The 18,633-nt window shown below is 44.1% G+C and carries 15 protein-coding genes and 1 pseudogene; 14 read left to right on the plus strand and 2 right to left on the minus strand.

Features of this window, described 5'->3' with window-relative positions:
* Positions 1-56 precede the first annotated feature (56 nt).
* The 3 genes from NAF29_RS00585 (at position 57) to NAF29_RS00595 (ending at position 3,965) form a co-directional block, all read left to right on the plus strand.
* The gene (locus NAF29_RS00585; RefSeq protein WP_251259485.1) at positions 57-887 is read left to right on the plus strand and encodes a LysR family transcriptional regulator; all 831 of its coding nucleotides are present in this window, start codon (positions 57-59) and stop codon (positions 885-887) included.
* Positions 888-1,178: 291 nt separating this feature from the next.
* Positions 1,179-3,200 carry an alkyl sulfatase dimerization domain-containing protein gene (locus NAF29_RS00590; RefSeq protein WP_251259486.1) on the plus strand — a complete coding sequence of 674 codons (2,022 nt, stop codon included), beginning with the start codon at positions 1,179-1,181 and terminating at the stop codon, positions 3,198-3,200.
* Between the two features lie 60 nt (positions 3,201-3,260).
* A complete protein-coding gene (locus tag NAF29_RS00595; RefSeq protein WP_251259487.1) occupies positions 3,261-3,965 on the plus strand; it encodes a hypothetical protein in 705 nt (234 codons plus the stop codon).
* Between the two features lie 197 nt (positions 3,966-4,162).
* Here NAF29_RS00595 and NAF29_RS00600 read toward each other — a convergent pair.
* A pseudogene (locus NAF29_RS00600) lies at positions 4,163-4,695 on the minus strand (IS5 family transposase); the annotation flags it as partial.
* On the opposite strand from NAF29_RS00600, the gene NAF29_RS00605 reads away from it, so the two are divergent.
* From NAF29_RS00605 to NAF29_RS00650, 10 genes are all read left to right on the plus strand, one after another.
* Positions 4,692-6,074, plus strand: coding sequence for an RHS repeat domain-containing protein (locus NAF29_RS00605; protein WP_251259488.1), 1,383 nt, complete (start codon positions 4,692-4,694; stop codon positions 6,072-6,074). The pseudogene NAF29_RS00600 and the gene NAF29_RS00605 sit on opposite strands and share 4 nt — an antisense overlap.
* 3 nt (positions 6,075-6,077) lie before the next feature.
* Positions 6,078-6,467 carry a hypothetical protein gene (locus NAF29_RS00610; protein ID WP_251259489.1) on the plus strand — a complete coding sequence of 130 codons (390 nt, stop codon included), beginning with the start codon at positions 6,078-6,080 and terminating at the stop codon, positions 6,465-6,467.
* An 882-nt stretch (positions 6,468-7,349) separates the two neighbouring features.
* Positions 7,350-9,182, plus strand: coding sequence for a methyl-accepting chemotaxis protein (locus NAF29_RS00615; protein ID WP_251259490.1), 1,833 nt, complete (start codon positions 7,350-7,352; stop codon positions 9,180-9,182).
* A gap of 239 nt (positions 9,183-9,421) precedes the next feature.
* A complete protein-coding gene (locus NAF29_RS00620; RefSeq protein ID WP_251259491.1) occupies positions 9,422-10,300 on the plus strand; it encodes an AraC family transcriptional regulator in 879 nt (292 codons plus the stop codon).
* 103 nt (positions 10,301-10,403) lie between these two features.
* Entirely contained in the window at positions 10,404-11,294 is an 891-nt protein-coding gene (locus NAF29_RS00625) for a nuclear transport factor 2 family protein (RefSeq protein WP_251259492.1), read from the plus strand.
* Positions 11,295-12,139: 845 nt separating this feature from the next.
* Positions 12,140-14,233 (plus strand): RICIN domain-containing protein, encoded by a 2,094-nt coding sequence (locus NAF29_RS00630; RefSeq protein ID WP_251259493.1) that lies wholly within the window; start codon positions 12,140-12,142, stop codon positions 14,231-14,233.
* A 257-nt stretch (positions 14,234-14,490) separates the two neighbouring features.
* Positions 14,491-14,766 carry a DUF134 domain-containing protein gene (locus NAF29_RS00635; protein WP_251259494.1) on the plus strand — a complete coding sequence of 92 codons (276 nt, stop codon included), beginning with the start codon at positions 14,491-14,493 and terminating at the stop codon, positions 14,764-14,766.
* 69 nt (positions 14,767-14,835) lie between these two features.
* Entirely contained in the window at positions 14,836-15,342 is a 507-nt protein-coding gene (locus tag NAF29_RS00640) for a NifB/NifX family molybdenum-iron cluster-binding protein (RefSeq protein WP_251259495.1), read from the plus strand.
* Between the two features lie 303 nt (positions 15,343-15,645).
* Positions 15,646-16,074 carry a PaaI family thioesterase gene (locus NAF29_RS00645; protein ID WP_251259496.1) on the plus strand — a complete coding sequence of 143 codons (429 nt, stop codon included), beginning with the start codon at positions 15,646-15,648 and terminating at the stop codon, positions 16,072-16,074.
* A gap of 97 nt (positions 16,075-16,171) precedes the next feature.
* Positions 16,172-16,474: a DUF1330 domain-containing protein gene (locus NAF29_RS00650; RefSeq protein WP_251259497.1), complete on the plus strand. Its 303-nt coding sequence runs from the start codon at positions 16,172-16,174 to the stop codon at positions 16,472-16,474.
* An 11-nt stretch (positions 16,475-16,485) separates the two neighbouring features.
* On the opposite strand, the gene NAF29_RS00655 is transcribed toward NAF29_RS00650, so the two are convergent.
* Positions 16,486-18,222 carry a hypothetical protein gene (locus tag NAF29_RS00655; protein ID WP_251259499.1) on the minus strand — a complete coding sequence of 579 codons (1,737 nt, stop codon included), beginning with the start codon at positions 18,220-18,222 and terminating at the stop codon, positions 16,486-16,488.
* A 118-nt stretch (positions 18,223-18,340) separates the two neighbouring features.
* Between NAF29_RS00655 and NAF29_RS00660 the strand changes: the two genes are divergently transcribed.
* Positions 18,341-18,616, plus strand: a complete 276-nt coding sequence (locus tag NAF29_RS00660; RefSeq protein ID WP_251259501.1) for a hypothetical protein — start codon at positions 18,341-18,343, stop codon at positions 18,614-18,616.
* Positions 18,617-18,633 lie beyond the last annotated feature (17 nt).

The raw sequence follows: 18,633 nt of genomic DNA on the forward strand, positions 1-18,633 counted from the left end.
TTAGGCTCGAATAGTGGTATGCTCATTGTTCACGTTCTTTGTTGTGTATGTTGACTATGAATCTCAACTTCATCAAAAGTTTTTTGGCTATTTACGATTATCAAAGTATTACCAAAGCGGCTGAACATTTAAACATCACTCAGCCTTCGCTCAGTGCAGGCCTTAAAAACTTTGAAACCCAATTGGGCAAATCTTTGTTTCACCGTGCAGGGCGTGTGATCACGCCAACCGATGAATGTCATTACTTTGCACTACAGTGTCGTGAAATCGTTGAAAGGCTCGATGCTGCACTCAACAATACGCCGCAAATCAAAGTGTGCTGTCCTGAATTGGTGATGCAAGTATTGCCCAATATAGACAACGTGTACTTCATTGAAACACCCGCTATCGAATACAGTTCGCTCGACAAACTGCGCACAGGTGAAGTGGATATTATCGTTGATGATATTGCCGTTACGGACTATTCATTTGTATCCGAAGTGATTGGCAAACAAAAACTAGCCTTTGCCTGCCGCAAGGATCATCCAGATATTGGCGATGAGCTGTCACTCGAACAGTTTGTGAATGCCGAGCATATTATGCTCAGGCTGAAAGACAAAAATGTAGGGGCGCTTGAAACCCGAACCGATGAGAGTTTTGTTCGCAATATTGTTAGAGAAGTGTCCGGGCAATCAAATTTATTACTCAATGCGCGTCACTCGAATGCAATCTGTATTGTGTGTGAGTCTATGTTTGCGCTGGCTGACGAATTGGGACTCAAGGTCTTACCGCCACCGTTTGAGCTTCGCGATTACGAGATGAAACTCATCTATCATCGCCGTCATGCCAATAGTCAGCAGCATATTGAGGTTCGTGAGCGAATTAAACAGGTACTTATCGACCTTTAAGCACATCAACACCTGCGTGCTGTACTATTTGAACCACCCTATCTCAGTCTATAAATCATAATTAAAGGCTATTCATAATCTAATAATTAACCATAAACCCCTTATAAAAACACATTTCATAGCTTATAGCTATGAAATGTATAGTTTCTGGCCAATAGTTCGGCGTGCTTAATTTCCCTACCATAGCTCTATCAACACTGAGTCGGGGTCACTCAATAGGGCCTTGTATCTCAGTATTCATATTCAGTACATGCAGACTGAATCTCCGTATATCGGCTAGAGGGTAGGTTTATGAAAAAGTCATTGATTGCGTTATCAATAATGGTGTCGTTTGGTGTTCATGCGCACACAGCTTCCGAGCGTTTAACACACGGCGACCACAACCATTCATTTGATATGTCTGAATACAATGTGGTGAGCTCTGGAAATTATGACGCGACTAAAAATGGCGTTGAGTTCGTCAATCCATCGTACTCAGCAGAGCAGCAAAGCTATATACCTTTGGCTGCAAATGCGTCGGATAAATTAGCAGGCTCATTCCCTGAGATTATCTGGCGTGGTGAGCCTCTTTTTACTCCGAAGTACAGTAAAGAGAACATGGAAAAAGCGATTGCTGAAGGCAAAATTCATCCTGAACTTGCCGCAATGGAAGAGGCCATGACCAACCCAGTTATTTTCAAGCTTTCGGAGCGTATGTATAACGCGTTTGGGTTTGAAGGCGCATCCATCACATTTATTCAGGGAGACGAAGGTCTTATCATTGCAGATGCTGGCTCTACCGCTGAAACCGCAGCAGCCATGTTACAGGCCTACCGCGAAGCAACGGGTGATACTCGCGAGGTTCATACCATTTACTACACCCATCACCACCCTGATCAATGGGCCGGTACGGAAGGGCTAGCGAGCAGAGAAGATTTTGAAGCTGGCAAGATCAATGTGATCGCGCATGCCGATTTTCAGCGCAAAATGAACGAAGAATCGGGTGTTTACCTCAACCAGCAGTCGATTCGTACGGCCTATGCATTTGGTGCGTTTATTCAGCACGACAATGAGTATGACAAAGGCGTAAATCAAGGTGTGGGATACCCGGCAGATATTGTGATGCAATCGAAGAATAAATCTTTCTTTGCGCCAAATATCTTGGTGGATGACCTCCTTATCGTAAAAATTGATGGTCTCACATTGGAGTTTTTTCATACCCCCGGTGAAGCGCCCGATGGCATTGGTTTATATATTCATGAAACAGGCGATATGGTGGGCGGAGACACGATTCAAGGTGAAACCATTCCCAACCTGTACACCATTCGTGGAGCGGAATATCGGGATGGCCTAGAGTGGGCCGATTCTATCGACCGCATGCGTCGCTATCACCCGGTGAGCTTGTCGTTACATCACGGTCGCTCGGCGGTCGGTACCGAACGTGTTGAAGATGTCATGAAAGCCTACGCTGACTCGCTTCGATACATGCAAGACCAAACCGTTCGCTTGATCAATAAAGGCTACACCATGCATGAGCTCAGTGATCGTGTGCGTTTGCCTGAAGAGCTAAAAGATCATGACTACTTGCGCCCATTACGTGGTTCAGAATATCAAAATGTTGCCAATATTTATGCGGGTAATGTGGGTTGGTTTAATGGAGATGCGAGTGAATTTGCTAAGCCCTCCCACAAAGACATGGCAAAGCTATATGTTGACATGATGGGCGGTGCAGACAGCATTAAAATGACCGCCAAATCGCTCATTGAGCAAGAGAAATATGGCGAAGCGATGCAAATTCTGACGCATGTTATTCGTGTTGATCATTCCGATATGGATGCCCGCGAACAAAAATCTGTTGCACTTGAGCGTTGGGGCTGGGAGCAATCAACCCCAGGGTGGCGTCATTGGGCTCTGACTGGCGCTGCGGAGCTTCGCGGTGAGTTAGACGGCGTACTCGACACGATGAATTTCTTTGGAGATGCCAGCAAATTTGTAGATGCACCAACCAACGACGTCATGTCATTGATTCCAACCCGTTTGATTGCAGAGCAGTTGAAATCGAATGAAAGCATCACGATCAACATGTCGGTTGATGGCAGTCGGTACTTGGTGAATGTCTCAAATCGCACCATGGCGATTGACAGTGGCTTTAGCTCAGCGCAGGCGGATTTAACGGTTGAGATGTCTAAAACCGATCTGGTTCATTTGTTCTTGGTCAAAGACATCGATGTGGTCGACTCCAGTGCAAAAGCCATAAAAGGAGATTTACGAACGCTGCAACGCTTGGTTGATTTGGTGGATACATTCTCACCCTTTTATCTACACCTTCGTTAATCAACCTGAGGCGCCTTATCAATGCTAACGCATATATAAGGCGCTATTTTTTGGAGAATTATGATGAACCAGAAGATCAGTTTTTTAGCGTTTGCGGCCGTATCGGTCAATGTGTGGGCCGATGACATACAAGACATGAGCGATCCACTCGCGGTATATACACAAACAGGTATTGGTTGGACGCAAAAAGGTCTAAACCTCAAGTTAGGCCAAGCGTACGATACCGGCCACAGTGATTCGATGGCTCAGCATGTTTTAGAACTCAAAGGTTTTGCGGGCCGTGTGGGAACCGACGAACATGCAGATGGTTCGATTGACTCAATGCGATATCGTCACTTTCATGTTGATATGACAACCGGACGAGGGTCGCAAGTCGATTTAGATTGGAATTTCGATAACGACATGGGCTCCGCATCGTATTCTATGATTCAAGCACTGCCCAAGATGGGGCGAGTTCAACTCTACCCACTTGCAGGGGTTGGGATCTCCGTGACAGACAATCAAGGCTATTCAGTGCCTGCGTCATTCGCGCTAGTCGGGATGTACGGCAAGTTAGACATTTCTGAGAGAATTTGGGTGAATTACAACCCAATGTACACCTCTCAGCTAGGCGGTGATGATGACTACAAGAATGCTTTCGGTATCAATCACGAAGCTGCCGTGAGCTATCAACTCACATCCACAAAAAACGTACGCGCGTTTTGGAATTGGGGCGAAACCATTGAAGGGACCGACTTTAGAATTGAAATGAATTTCCAGTTCTAAGGGACGAAAACTTTCGGTTGTACAGCAGGCCGAGATGAACGGGATCAGGAAGGACGATCTTAAATGCTTAGGGAATCAGCGATCAAGTCGCTAGTTTTGCTTAAACAAATCCGACGAAGTCGAATTTTACAAATATCCGGCTCTAAAAAAGGCTGTTTGGCCTGATATTTGGGCCTTTTAAGGCTCCATTCCATTTTTTATGAACGGAGCATGTGGTCGACGCGAGCTAGGTTGGCCAGTGCGGATAACATAGCCAGTTGGTTGTCGTTTTTTTCAGCCCTTTGTATCTTGTCTTCACAAAGCCAAATTGGCATTTGATGATCCGGAATGGGTGCTCCACTTTGGCCCGAATGCGGGCTTTGAGGTATTCCATACGAATGGACACTTTGTTCTTGCGCAGATGTTTCTTAAGCGTTTTCACTTTGCCTGCCTGTTCGGCGATGAGCTAATCCACCTTGCGATGTGCAAGCTCTGAACGCTTCACCGCGCCTCGATAACCAGAATCGCCAGAGACAAACTCCTCTTCCCCATGCAGTAGATTATCCACCTGATTCAAATCGTGTTCGTGAGCAGCGGTCGTTTAAAAATGATGGGTGAAACCGCTTTTGGCATCCACGCCAATATGGGCATTCATCCCGAAGTGCCATTGATTGCCTTTCTTCGTTTGGTGCATCTCAGGGTCACGTTGTTGCTGTTTGTTCTTGGTCGAGCTAGGCAATGTGATAAATGACGGTTTCCGGGCAGTTTGAGTATGGCGCTAATCGAGAGCTGTATCATCAGATATTGATAGACGGTATCAAGCGCGTAGACACGTTATATGTGAAGGGTTTATACGAGCGTAAAAAGCTTAGTTCCGGAGTCACAGAGCACAAATATATGGTAGGTAATGTGGTGGTGACTGACCGTAGTAACGGTGACCACGATACTCTCTACATGCACAAAGACCATTTAGGCTCCACCGCCAGTATTACCGATGCACTTGGCAATATCGTGCAGCATTTCCGCTACGATGTTTGGGGTAAGCAAAGCGCATTTGCAGACAATTCAACACTCGCTAATTACAGCAGCCCAGCAGAAAGCCAAGGGTTTACTGGCCATAAGATGATGAATGATTTAGGTATCATTCATATGAATGGTCGGATCTACGATCCAACCATTGGCAGATTTTTACAGGCTGATCCGCATATTCAATCTCCTTTAGACAGTCAAAATTACAATCGTTATTCGTATGTGTTGAATAATCCGTTGAGTTTTACAGACCCATCAGGTTTTTTCTTCAAGAAGCTTAAGAAGTTTGTTAAGAAGTACTGGAAGGCAGCGGCTGCTATCGCTGTTTCAGTTGTTACTTACGGAGCAGCTTCAGGCTGGGCTGCTGGATGGGGGCTTGCCAGCACAGTTCAAATAGGAACTGTCTCGATGCATGGAATAGCTGTATACGGCACATCGTTGACTGTTACAGGTGCAATGACAGCAGGAGCTATAGCGGGAGCTGCCGGTGGATTTGTTGCTGGAGCGCTACAGACTGGTAAGTTAACAGGCGCACTTCGTGGGGCTTTTACTGGCTCAATAGCTGGTGCGGTCGGGGGGTATGTAAACCACGGAGCTGTTACTGGTTGGGGAGATGCAGCACGGCGAGTTGGAGCAGCTGCTATTGGCGGGTGTGGAGCTGGAAAAGCGTCAGGTGGGTCTTGTAGCAAAGGAGCAAGAATCGCAGCAATGGCACAAGCGCTTACTATTGGGGCTAGTGAGATCTATAAAAATTTGAGTTCCAAATACAACAGAACCGGCAAGCCCCACTTATGGCAAGAAGGTCGTCCAGATGTAGGCAAACAACAGAAATTAAAACTAGCTAATCACTACTGGGGAGCATCTGATCAAGCGGGTGTTATGCAAGACCTCGCAAAAGGTCCCTTTATGGATGCATTTGCTGAGTTTCATGATGGATTACATGATTGGATTAAGGAAGATTTTAGGCCGTTTGGGTTTACCGCAGAAGACCAAGTATCATTGTTTGCTACAATGCTTCCATCTTATGCAGTAACTTTGGCCGCTGCGGCAAAGCCATATTCATTTATGTACTCCCATGAGCTGATAGACGATAGAGGTTAAATTATGAAAGGAATTACAAATATTCTCGTCTCTACAGCTCTAATTATGTTTATTGGGGGATGTACTGTCGGCCATGAAGACTTTATTAGGTATCTGAACATGAATATCGGTGAGAGTATTGAAATTCAAGAACTGACTAGATCTTCTAATGCAGGAAATCTGATCAGGGCCGACTATTTAATTGATGGTGAAGGACTTACCAATATTACGGTGTTAGATAATGGCGTTGTAAGATACCATTTCAGTATTCAGGAAATTTTATCGAATTACAGCGCTAAAGATGAAGTGGGGAAATGCCTTATATATTACGATGTTGACCCGCATACAAATATCATAATCGCTTGGGGTTTTGACAAAGGTGGTAACCCGTTGAGCTGTAGAACTTTTATATAAAATGATAATTTGAACCAAAGGGGTCAGAGCACTTTGATTTCGGAAACTTTGAGTCTAAATTAGCGGAATGGTATTTCAACGGATCTGGCTGCGCGCTTTCTGTTGAGCAGAGCAGCCTTGCTAAGAGAGCGGAATTTGCAAGTGCATATTCCGCTTTTTTGTGAAGGTGGGGTCGGTTTTGCTGAATGACTGTTCCGCAACTGCTGAAATCGCCAGGCCACAAATTGCCCGTTCTTCGACTCTGACTGGATTACGGTTGCGCATGCTGGTTTTATCGGAATGGCCGGCTAATTTCGATTGGATCTAGTGCCAAGAAAGATCGGACCGGGTGCTGAAAGTGAGTGGATGTTGCATCGAGGAACTTAAATTGAGCCAAAGTGTTGTTCGAAAGCGCCGGTAACCATAGATAACTCGCAAAAAGCGAGTATATGATCACAGCTAGATTGGATCGTCAAATCATGTGTGTCTGATCATTTTTCAGATGTAAGAACTTTACTCTTCTCTATTTAACGCGAATTGCTCTGGACTAAAATAGCTATCAGAACTATGTTTTAGTCTACGTTATTAGATCAACACTTTTTTCTCGAGATTGAATTGGGGCAACTGTCTACTCATGTTTAATATTTTCAACTTTTAGTGTTTTAAAAATCAGAGCGAGCATTGCTCTTAGCCGATTAATCTTTTTTAATTTCACAATTAGTTGTTTGGGGTATTAAATACTTTAAGGCTGTTAGTCCTTCTGAAGTTAGAGGAGTATGTCAGCTTCAGTTCTTACGAAATGTAGTAAATATATTTAAAAGTTTTTCTCTGGATAATCGATGTATGTTAAGAGTTTTGAATAATTTATCTATAAAAAGTCGAATATACTCACCCGTGGTACTCATGTCGTTCCTTCTGGTAGCTGTTATTTATTTGTATCTGAATAATAATAGAGTAATAGAAAAAGCAAGCGATTCTCAGAGAGAAGTTGAAAAACACCTCTTAGGTATAGAAAAAGCCTCAACACAAGTTAAGTTATATCTCACAGGGCAAGATTCACTCTCAAATGCTATTTCTCAACTCGACAGTATAGCTCCTGAGATTGACGGTTACACGGAGATGCAGTCGATAATTCAAAGTGTTAAGGCCGATATTATTCAGCATGAAAACATAAAAAATTCTATTTTAAATTTAGAAAAAGATAACTTTCGTCAGATTGATGAACGGTACGACTTGGCATTCTCAAACATGCAGACCACGATCAATAATCTGTTAAGAAATGAAATAAGCCTATCAGGTAAAGAAGTCAAGTCTCTTATTGGTATGTCTGGATTTATGCGTCAGATGTTTAATTTGAAGTATTTGATAGGTGAGTTTAAATATAAGCCAGAGTTATTGGGTAAATTGCACGGTTTTATCGATGAGGGTATAAGTAACGCAGAAAAAAATATCGCCTTGGAAAGAGGTACTCCGGCAGAGGCTGGGCCAAGGGAAGGTAAGAAATCATTGCTTAAAATAAAAGGTAACACTCTGAAGATTCATGAGTACTCCTTAGATATACAGAATCTTTCAGATAACATAGTCAAGAATTTCGATGCGGTTGAGACTGAGTTTAAATCAGAGCTTGCTATTGAGTCGGATAACATTGTCACGACCATAAAATCTTCCGCAGAAACGCTGTCAATTATTATTGTTATTATATCTGTTATTATCATTATTATTTCTATTGTGACGGCACGAAGTATTTTGTTGCCAATTAATACGCTGAAAGCCGCGGCGGATACCCTTGCAAAAGGGGAAGGTGATTTAACCAAGCGTCTAGAAGTCACGAGTCAAGATGAATTAGGTGAACTTGCAAATAGCTTCAACCTTTTCCTAGAAAAAATTTACTTAATTATGAGCCAGATAGTGGAAATATCAACAAGGCTAACGGATATTTCCAATAATTTGGAGCGGCAAACCAATAATACTGGCAAGTCAATTCAAAGCCAAACCATGGACGCTGACCAAATCGCAACTGCGGTGGATGAAATGAGCTCTACCATCAAAGAAATTGCAAATAATGCCTCTACAACGGCTGAAGCCGCCCAAGTTTCTGTAACTCAAGCCCATGATGGAATGAAAAACGTAGACAGTCTGGCTAATCGGTTGACGGCGTTTAATGATCAATTATCAAATACATCAGAAGTTATTCGCAATATGGAGCAAAAGAGCACTGAAATCGGTGGCATTCTTGAGGTTATAAGAGGAATATCAGAGCAAACGAATCTACTCGCACTTAACGCTGCGATAGAAGCCGCAAGAGCGGGAGAGCAGGGGCGCGGTTTTGCTGTAGTGGCTGATGAAGTGAGAACGTTAGCGCAGCGTACGAGGGAATCTACGGATGAAATTCAGTTGATGATAGAGACCCTTCAAAGCACCTCAACTGAAGCTGTTGAGGCTATGACGACAGGTTTAGAAGAATCGCAAAGAACAAAGGAACAGTTTTTTACCACTAAATCCATATTAGAAACGGTGTCAGGGCAGATAAGGACTATAACTGATATGAATTTGCAAGTAGCAACCGCCGTTGAAGAGCAGAGTACAGTAACAAATGAAGTGCAACGCTTTACGATTAATATAAAGGATTCTTCCGATAGTATTTATTTGGTGTCAAAAGAGTCACAAGGACTCGTCGAAGAAATGAATCAGGTGGTTGTGGAGTTGGATGCTGAAGTCGGAAAATTTGTTCTTTAAAGGAGCCTGTGGGGTCAGAGTACTTTGGTCTTTCTATAGTCTTTTGATGTCGTCTTTTGATCGTCGGTCACCGCCTTTGGGCTTCGGCGATACATGAGTTCCTAGTGTTGACTCAATCTGCTCGAGATAAAACGGCGCTGACCCCTTTTATTTAAAATAGTAAATGTCGAACCTGAGCTAAAAATTTTTTCAGCTATTAATGTTACAGTGAACGTCTTTTTCAAACACAGATATTAATAATGCCCATTCCCAATATCGGTTTTGGCCATAAACAATCAAATCAAGCTGAGCTGCAAATTTTGGACTTGGCAGAACTTTATGCGCGAAAAAATATTGGACACAGTCCAGAGCAACCTCACCGAGTTAGATTCTTCGCCATTATATACATCGAACAGGGCAGCGGTTGCCATATGGTGGACTTTAAGCACTACCCTTTTCAAACCGGTTCAGTGATATTTCTTCAGCGTGACCAAGTACATAATTTTGATTTTAGCCGCGAGCCCCAAGGAAAAGTGCTCTTGTTTACTCAGGCATTTCTCGACCAAATTCACGCAAATATGCGCCTACCTAACTACACTCCAACTCATCTAAATATACTGTATTCGCCGCTTTTACAGCTCAATAGCAGTGAGCATAGTAACACCCAAACACTGCTTGATTTGATGATCACGGAGATAGCCCATACACAAAACGACCCATTGATTGTGATGTACTTGTTTTCAGCTTTTGCGCTGTCGCTTCATCGCTTACGTCCTGAACTAAAACAACACAAGCTGTCTCAAGAGCATAGCTTCCGGTTTAGCCGTTTTTTTGAGCTAATACAGCAAAACTTTCATAAAATTCGCGATGCCAACTGGTATGCTGCGCAAATCAATACCACTTATAAAACACTTAATCACGTCAGTAAGTTAGCCACAGGTTTGACGGCAAAACAGTTAATTGATTCCTATACCATTATCGAAATAAAACGCCAACTAGTGATAAACAATATTACATCAAAGCAGTTGGCCTATGATTTAGGCTTTGAGGATGCGAGTAATTTTATCAAATATTTTAAAAAGTTAACCAATTATACTCCAAGCCAATTTACTCAAATTAACAAGCAACCTTCCCTTTGATACGAAAAGGGTTCGATATTCACCATTTTTCGGCCTAGATTCACAATGCGCTTTACGCCTTGTCCTCCTATCCTTGATTTAACAAACACGGAGAACAACAATCATGACTGTTTCACTTTCTAAACTATTAGCTCGTACAGCTATTTTCGCGGGAATTCTTAGCCTAACGGCGTGTTCAACGGCTGGCGAGCAAGCTTCTGCCAACCCAACTGAGCCTACTCTAAGCAATAAAGAGAAAGCTGTAGCTGTGATCTCAAGCATTGAGACTGGGGATCCAAAAGCAATCAGCTACATAAACCCAACTCAATATACTCAACATAATTTGGCAGTTGGTGATGGCTTAGCAGGTTTTGGAGAGGTAATGCAAGCTCTGCCAAAAGGCAGTGCGAAGGCGAATGTGAAACGTGCCTTCCAAGATAGTGATTACGTTTTTTTGCACACCGAATATAACTTCTTTGGCCCAAAAGTAGGTTTTGATGTATTCAGGTTTGAAGAAGGCCTGATTGTTGAGCACTGGGATAATCTTGCACCGCTGGCATCAACGCCAAATCCAAGTGGTCGCACTCAACTTGACGGTGCTACTGAACTGACGGATCTGGATAAGACCCAACAAAATAAGGAGCTAGTGGCTGACTTTCTGGACACTATTCTTATCAATGGTGATATGGCCAAAATAAATCAGTTCATCGATAACGACGAGAGTGCTTACATTCAGCATAATACGATGGTTGCCGATGGGTTAAATGGTTTAGGTAAGGCATTGGAAGAGCTTGCCAAAGCCGGTATGCCGATGAATTACAGGAAAAATCATAAAATTCTAGGTGAAGGTAATTTCGTTTTGGCGATAAGCGAAGGGATCTTTATGAATGAAGAAGTCGCTTTTTATGATCTATTCCGAGTAGATAATGGCAAAATTGTCGAGCACTGGGACGCCATTGAAACGATTCCACCCCGCAATGAATGGAAAAATGACAATGGTAAGTTTGGGTTTTGAATGAACATAGATTGCCTATGCAATGAAGGGAAGTTGATTCAGCCAATAAGACAACTTTAAGTACGCGAGCCTTACGCGTTAACCAACCTCATCGTGTAACCATTCACGATGGGGTTAATTGTTCCAGATGACGAATTAGCTTTTGACCGATAGGAAGAACTAGAGTGGCATAAAATTATTTAACGCCCTATCGAAACAGCTAGCTGTTGCTGGTTACGCCTCGCAGGCGTGTTGAACCGTTGTTATCATTATGTACCCTTACCTCCCTGCCTCACTATTCAATCACGTATAATCACCCTACTCGATTTATTTCAAACCCAGTGGTTGCCGATTGCATAATACGATTTTGGCGGTCTGGCTAGAAGCTTCGAGGGCGGTGTATCTCGACGTTTTCGGCCCTGTCGAATTATGCGTCCAAACCAAATGACTCTGACCCCTTTGGTTTTTTCTTTGGTTTTGAAGAAGATTAAATCGAGGGCCGCAGCAAAGCGGCCTCTGCGTCCCATAACATCAAAAAGGAGTCAAAATAAATAAGAAAGCTCAAAAAATGAGCTGGTTTGTCATGCTTCTGTCACATTTTCATACAGCCTCAGAAAAAAAATTTCCCAAGTATCTCCTTGAAAAAAAATTGGCAAAACCCGTAGGAAGCTTATTTGTACTTCGTGCATAAACAGGTTGCCAGCCCAACAGATGTGGGTTCAACCGCACTGATTATCCTTTTGTGTTTGATGAAACGCGGAGCTCGAACGTTAGCAGGACGCGACCATTCAAACCCATTGCGACGGATCTCATTGCTGACGTTTCACATCTATTGAGTAGCTTCAATAACACAAAGGAAAAATAGAATGAGAATAATCATCGCAACCCTGGCTCTGCTGTTTTCGATAACAGCCTGGGCCGTTAATATTCCCTCCTGGCCTGCGGCCCAGGGCAACCTGAAAGTGTCCAACTACTACACGGTAAAAGTGAAACAGGGTAACAGCTCTTTCCAAACCGTAAAAACCCTAATGACCAACTCTCAGAATGAGCTGATAGCCTCATCTGAAAATAACCTGTTTAAAGATCGTACCTTTAACTTTGCTCCTTTCTCTTTTAACCCAGCAGCAGGTGCTGTCACCATTCAGGTGATTAAAAAGAATATGAGCGGCAACGTCACAAACAATGCCGCCAACGTTGAGCTGATGAATGCCGATGGCAGCAAAACCAAGATCAGTAATACAACGGTTCAGTTCAAACTAAACTCACCTAAATATGTGGCAGTAAATTTCCAGCTGGATGCCAACAAAAAATCAAATAATGGCCATGAAGTCATCAAACATATGCTGATGATTTTTGCAGACCCCATTAACAGTGACCTCAATGAACCCTCTGGCTCTGGCAAGGTGGTTTACTCCAACTCCACCACTCAAAATCAGATGCGCAACGCTGACATTCTGGTCTTCCGCAACGGCTACCACGATGTAGTGGGTCGCTTTGGTCTACAGGGCATTCAAATTCGTGCTGGTGCTAAGGTCTGGTTAGCTCCAGGCGCAGTTGTGGCAGGCTCAATCTCTGGTGTAAACAACAATAATGAAAAAGGGTTCAACCATGCCCCTAATGTCGAAATTTATGGTCGCGGTCTACTTTACATGGGTGAGCATAGAAATAATGTCAACAATCCCAACTCTGGTCCTTTCTGGCGTCCAAACGATCCTGATTATGTTCATAGTGGCGCAATGACCGAAGCAATCTCTCTCGAGGGTGCTAAAAATGTGAAGATCCGCGGTATTATCGTGGGCGACCTGATGTGGCACGGTATTGTGATTGGTGAAAACGGTGTCATTGATCGGGTGAAAATCTGGGGCTGGCACGGCAATAACGATGGCATGCGTCCAGGGGATGGCTCGATGGTGAAAAACAACTTTATTCGCCCTGTGGATGACGCTTTCTACGCCTATGCCATGACTGCTGAAAACAACGTCATCTGGCCTAGCTATAACGGTGGTGTGATCACCGCTGGCTGGGTAGGAAAATACAATACAGGTGGCATTGTGCTGAATGACACTAAGGTGATCTACCCAGAGTGGACCGCCAGAGCCAATAACAATGGCTTGGTCATGTCTCAGCTAGGTGATACCCAGGAGTGCACCAGCATTACAGTGAACGGCATGGAAGTATGGGGCGACCCAATCGCTATCTTTAACCTTAAGCCAAGCTCACGTCGTCATGAATCCCCTTCATGGAACAACCAGTCATACAACCCCGGTGTTCATAAGGTCGTGATTAATAACCTGACCATTCACGGTAAGCAGCAAGAGCCAAGTCTGTTGCAGTCTGACTCAGCCTGGAAAGTGAAAGGCGTCAAGCTGCATAACGCTAAGATTGAAGGCTTTGCTAACCGTTATCTGACCAATAGTGACCGTTCAAACTCGTCTCTGTTTGAAGGTAATAACCTGACCAACAATAACTACTTCCAGATCACGTCTGATGGCGATGACAACGGTGGCGATAATGGTGGTTCAGGCGATGTAAGCAACGGTACTTACTATCTGCAAGCTGCGCACAGCGGTAAATATATTGAAGTGGCCGGTTTCTCAACCCAAAACGGCGGCAACATTCAGCAATGGGGAGGCCAGAACGGCAACCAAAAGAAATGGACCATTACCCATGTTTCTGGCGGTTACTATAAACTAATCAACGTATTAAGCGGCAAAGCCATGGATGTTGATTTTGGCTCTCTCGATAATAAAGCCAATATCCTTCAATGGGGCTTCTCTGGTGATGACAACCAACTATTTAAGTTTGTTGATCAGGGCGCGGGCTACTACAACATTCGCAATAAGAACAGTGACAAGTGTGTCGATGTAGCCAACTTCAGCCAGGATGATCGTGCCAACGTCCATCAATGGGGTTGCTCTGGTAACAGCAACCAGGAGTTCAAGCTGATTTCAGCCAACTAATCACTCCGCTCATTACCATTCACGGAACCAAAGGGGTCACGGGGTCAAAGGGGTCAGAGTACTTTGGTATTTGGGCGGTCGGATTTATGATCCGACGTTGGGGAGGTTCTTGCAGGCCGATCCGCATATTTAAACCAAAGTGAATGACTCATTGCCCACCCCTTTGGTTTAAATGACTCTGACCCCTTTCAGCTATTAATTTATTGCATATGCCATAAATATTGATTATAAATAGCATATGCCACTTAGGAGCTTTTATGCCTAGACCCAAAATTCCGAGAAACATTTGCGGCCGCCCCGCTGATCCTTGTTTCAAGCCCAATGGTATTCCTATGGTGAATCTTGAGCAGGTGGAGCTAGCCGCAGATGAGTTTGAGGCCCTTCGCTTGGTTGATTTAGAAGGGAAGCAGCAACAAGAAGCTGCGGTTGAGATGGGCGTTTCACGTCAGACTCTTGCAAATGTCTTAAAAAGGGCGCGTTTTAAAGTGGCTGATTGCCTTACTCACGGTAAGGCCTTAATCATGCATAGCTAAGTTGTGCTCTCTGTTGTCATAGCAAGGGAAAGCGTTAGCTGGGCAATGTTACTAACAAAGGAGCAGGTAATGATTACCGCCATTCCAATGAACTACCATGAAATTGCTAACCACTTTACCAAAGCGCTGTCCCTTGTGTTTTTCGACGATCAAGGTAACGAACTTCACCGAGAACCAAATCCGGCTTTAAATACAAGTTGCTCAGGCAAGACGGCCATGCTTGAGCTTTTCAAGCGGCACAATGCTGAACGGTTTGTTGTGCGTCATATTGGTCAAAAAATGTTAGAGCGCCTACTGAATAATTCCTATTCTGTTTTTCAGGTGCGTCGTGGTCGCCATGCAGCTCAGAATCTTGCGGTCATCCCAGATACAGAGCTGATACCACTTACAGCGGCAGAGCACGGTTCGCCGTCTGTTAATCATGACAAGAAAAAAGCGCAAGGGCGCAAGTGTTGCGGACAAGACGGACTCAAAGAGCAAGCGCACCGTTCGGGCTCTTGCTGTGGAAGTCACTCTACCCCGCAACATACTTGTCACTCAACCAAACAAGCGGGCCGCGGTGGATGTTGTCACTAGTTGAACAATGGCTCCCCTTGGCGTTTTTTAGCCTGAACCTGCTACTTTTTTTACCGGAATACTCGGTATTAGAGTTCATTTTTTAAAACGCCGAGACAATGTTTCTAATAGCAAAACACAGCGCTTGCGTGGCTGCTCAAGCGCCTGTGATGACCATATTTACCAAATTCAAGAGCCTTCAGCCACCAAAGCCGAGCAACAGCCAGTGCCATATTGCCATCGATGGCGCTTCGGCCAAACAAGAGCTGCTTAAGGTTTTCATATGGACTGGGCTTTTCCGTCATCCTATTTAAGGAGTTATTTGTGCTTCAGATCCAGCACGCGAGTAGCCAAGAAGTGTGCCCTAGCGATATACATCCGAATTGTTTTGCGTGTAGTACTGATAACCCTATCGGTTTGGGACTTCGTTTTATCCCAATTGCGCCACGAAAAGTCCAGGCCACCTTCTACACCAGAGCTTTGTTTCAAGGCTATAGCAACCGCCTTCATGGCGGCATTATCAGTACGTTGCTGGATGCTGCGATGACCCACTGCCTTTTTTCCCAAGGGGTAGAGGCTTTGACTGCGGAACTGAAGGTGAGATTTTTAGAGCCTGTGGAGTTAGACAAGCGAGTGTTATTGGAAGCTGAACTGATCTCGAAAAGGAAGGGGATCTATACCTTAGAGGCTCAGATTACCTTGGAGCAAAAGCGTCTCGCTTTAGCAACGGCAAAATTTCTTTGCCCTAAATAGCTGTGGCTCCGTTCCATTGAAGTCTATCTTATTGACAGCTATCTATATGAAGAGCGTCTTTAATGGCCGGTGCCGCTTTAGGCGGGGGAGTTATGATATGTATGAATTTTTGGTTGGATTAGATGTTTCAGACGATGAAATTTACGCTGATTATCGCGCCGCAATGAAGCCGATTTTGAATCGATATGGTGGTGGATTTGGTTTCGATTTTATCGTTTCAGACGTGCTGCTATCAGAAGTTGATGTGCCGATTAATCGAGTTTTTACTATTCACTTTCCAAGTCATAGTGCAGCTGAAAACTTCTTCTCTGATCCAGCCTATCTGAGCGTCAAAATTCGGTATTTTGACGCGTCGGTTGCTCATACGACGATCATTTCAAGTTATGAAAAAGATTATTAACAACGGGAGAATCATTCGTTGTCCTTTTCATACTGCGCTTTGTCTAACACAGCGAACATCTGTTTTTTTTCGTCTTCGCTTAGGTCAACAAATGCTTGAATGTTCGGGAGTCGGCTCGATAAGTTGGAGGACAACGCTAAACGCGCCACATCGTGGGCTACATCTTGAAGAGCTTGGTAAGGATACTTGCTGCCCAGTCGAACGATTGGCCTGTCTTTTCTAAACGCGGCATTGGTCGCCTGCTTTAGTCCTAAGTGGCGTGATTGAAAATAGACTGCCAACGATTGCTCTAAGCGACCAAGAGGATTGCAAAGTAAGCTGTTCACCGCATCTGGAGCAGCAAATCGTGTAATGAAGTTATTGTAAGCGGCAATGAGCATGTATTCGCAAGCCTGCTCGGTGTAAGGTTTGCTGTGAGTATCCCAGAATAAGCGCTCCATTGCTGCATTGGCGTTTGGTTGCACTGACTCGTCACTGTATCTGAAGCAATAAAGGAATATAGCGAGTGTATTGCAGGACGCTCCAGGGTGTTGTTGGTTTGCGAGCTCGCTAAGAACTTGGGTAAGCGCACGGATGATTTCCCGCTCTGTACTCGGCACGGGTTGACCCTTTCGGATTTCATCTTTGACCAAGTGAACTGACTGTTCAAACATCTCAGGTGTTACCCAGTCGACTAACTGTTCAAACGCCATTACGCTTGATAAGAGAGCACGTAACACATACCCAAGCCCATCTAGTTGATTGAAGTAATTGGTTATTAAATGGTTCCCTTCAACGCCCGACTTCATCAATAATTTTCTCAGGCGGAGTAGTTTCTTATCGCTTGTGAGGTCGGATTTAAATTGTTCCTGCAACACATAGGGCATAAACAAGCAGTTGCGGTAAGTGATTAGCTTTTTGGTTGCGTCTGTGCTGCCGGTTTGTTTTTTATGCTCCGATAAAAATGCGGCTGGCTCTTGGTGTTGCGCAGCTTTGGCCATCATTTGGCCGTAAGCACTTAAGGAAAATGAGTTGCTTTCCAAGGCCAACATACGTTCGGTATAGAAGCTGAACGGTTTAAATTTATCCAGTATTTTTTTCACTGTACTGAACAATAGTCCCGCCATGTATAGCGACTTTACTTGATCATATGCCGCTTCCGACTGGGCCTCAGATATTGGCTGTTTTTCCTGCCATTCAGAAAAGCTCAACTTATACGTATTCCAGCTGGGGTAGCTGCTTGACCGAATTTCTCTGATCCAAGAAATAGGTTTGGGTGTGAGTCCGTTATTGAGCTGCCAGCGGTTTAACTGCTGCCTCATGTAGCTTTGGATATTGGCAGGGTATTTTTCTGGCAGTTGCTGAAGCATATGATGCAAATGAAAAAGCACGCCTTGTGTGTGCTTGTTGGCGCGGCGAGTTAAGCGGATTAACAATAGCGGCAAGGCGATGTGTTGATAGTAGATGGAAGAAAGGCCACAAGTGTCGCAGGTTGGGTACAAGTCGATTGAATGCAAGTGGCGAAGTATCTTGGCATGGTATGCCAGTAGCGCTCGGATTGCTGTACGGTCGGGTCCTCGATTTGCTAAAAACTCAACGAGCATTTTTTCCATTTCGCTTTGGGCTTTAAGCCGTCCATTGAGGCTTTTCTTCTCGCTTGGTAAGGCGAGGCGATGACCAAATAGAGACTTGCCCATACAGTTCACTGCTATTCCTTCTAAGCTTTGGTGGTAACTATCTAATAATTTGAATTTAAATAGTTTTTTCACTCTCACTCTCACTCCCGTTTTACCGTCATCTCCCCCTCATTTTACACGTAAATATTGGTTGTATCTGATTAATATCATTAGCGACAAAAACACGATAAATAGAACAGCGAGGTACGTTATGAATAGTTATTTGAATAAAGGGTTTAAAGACTTAAAGGGAACCGGATCGGAACTCAGAGACAACCGAGATTATGACCGTTTAGTCGACATGGTTGGAGAAGATGGTGCTAGGCGTGCAATCCGCCACAAATTGCAAGAGCGCAATCTCACTGAGCACGAATGGGGAGTTTATCGAAAGGTTCGATCAATTTTGCATAGCCATCCTCTACAGGTAAGAGAAGAAGTCAAAGAAGTGAACAACTTGACTGAAGGTCTGACGGATGACAGCAATTAGCAAGCTAACTGCGCCAA

Origin of the sequence: Echinimonas agarilytica (assembly GCF_023703465.1) — a bacterium.
GTDB classification, from domain to species: domain Bacteria; phylum Pseudomonadota; class Gammaproteobacteria; order Enterobacterales; family Neiellaceae; genus Echinimonas; species Echinimonas agarilytica.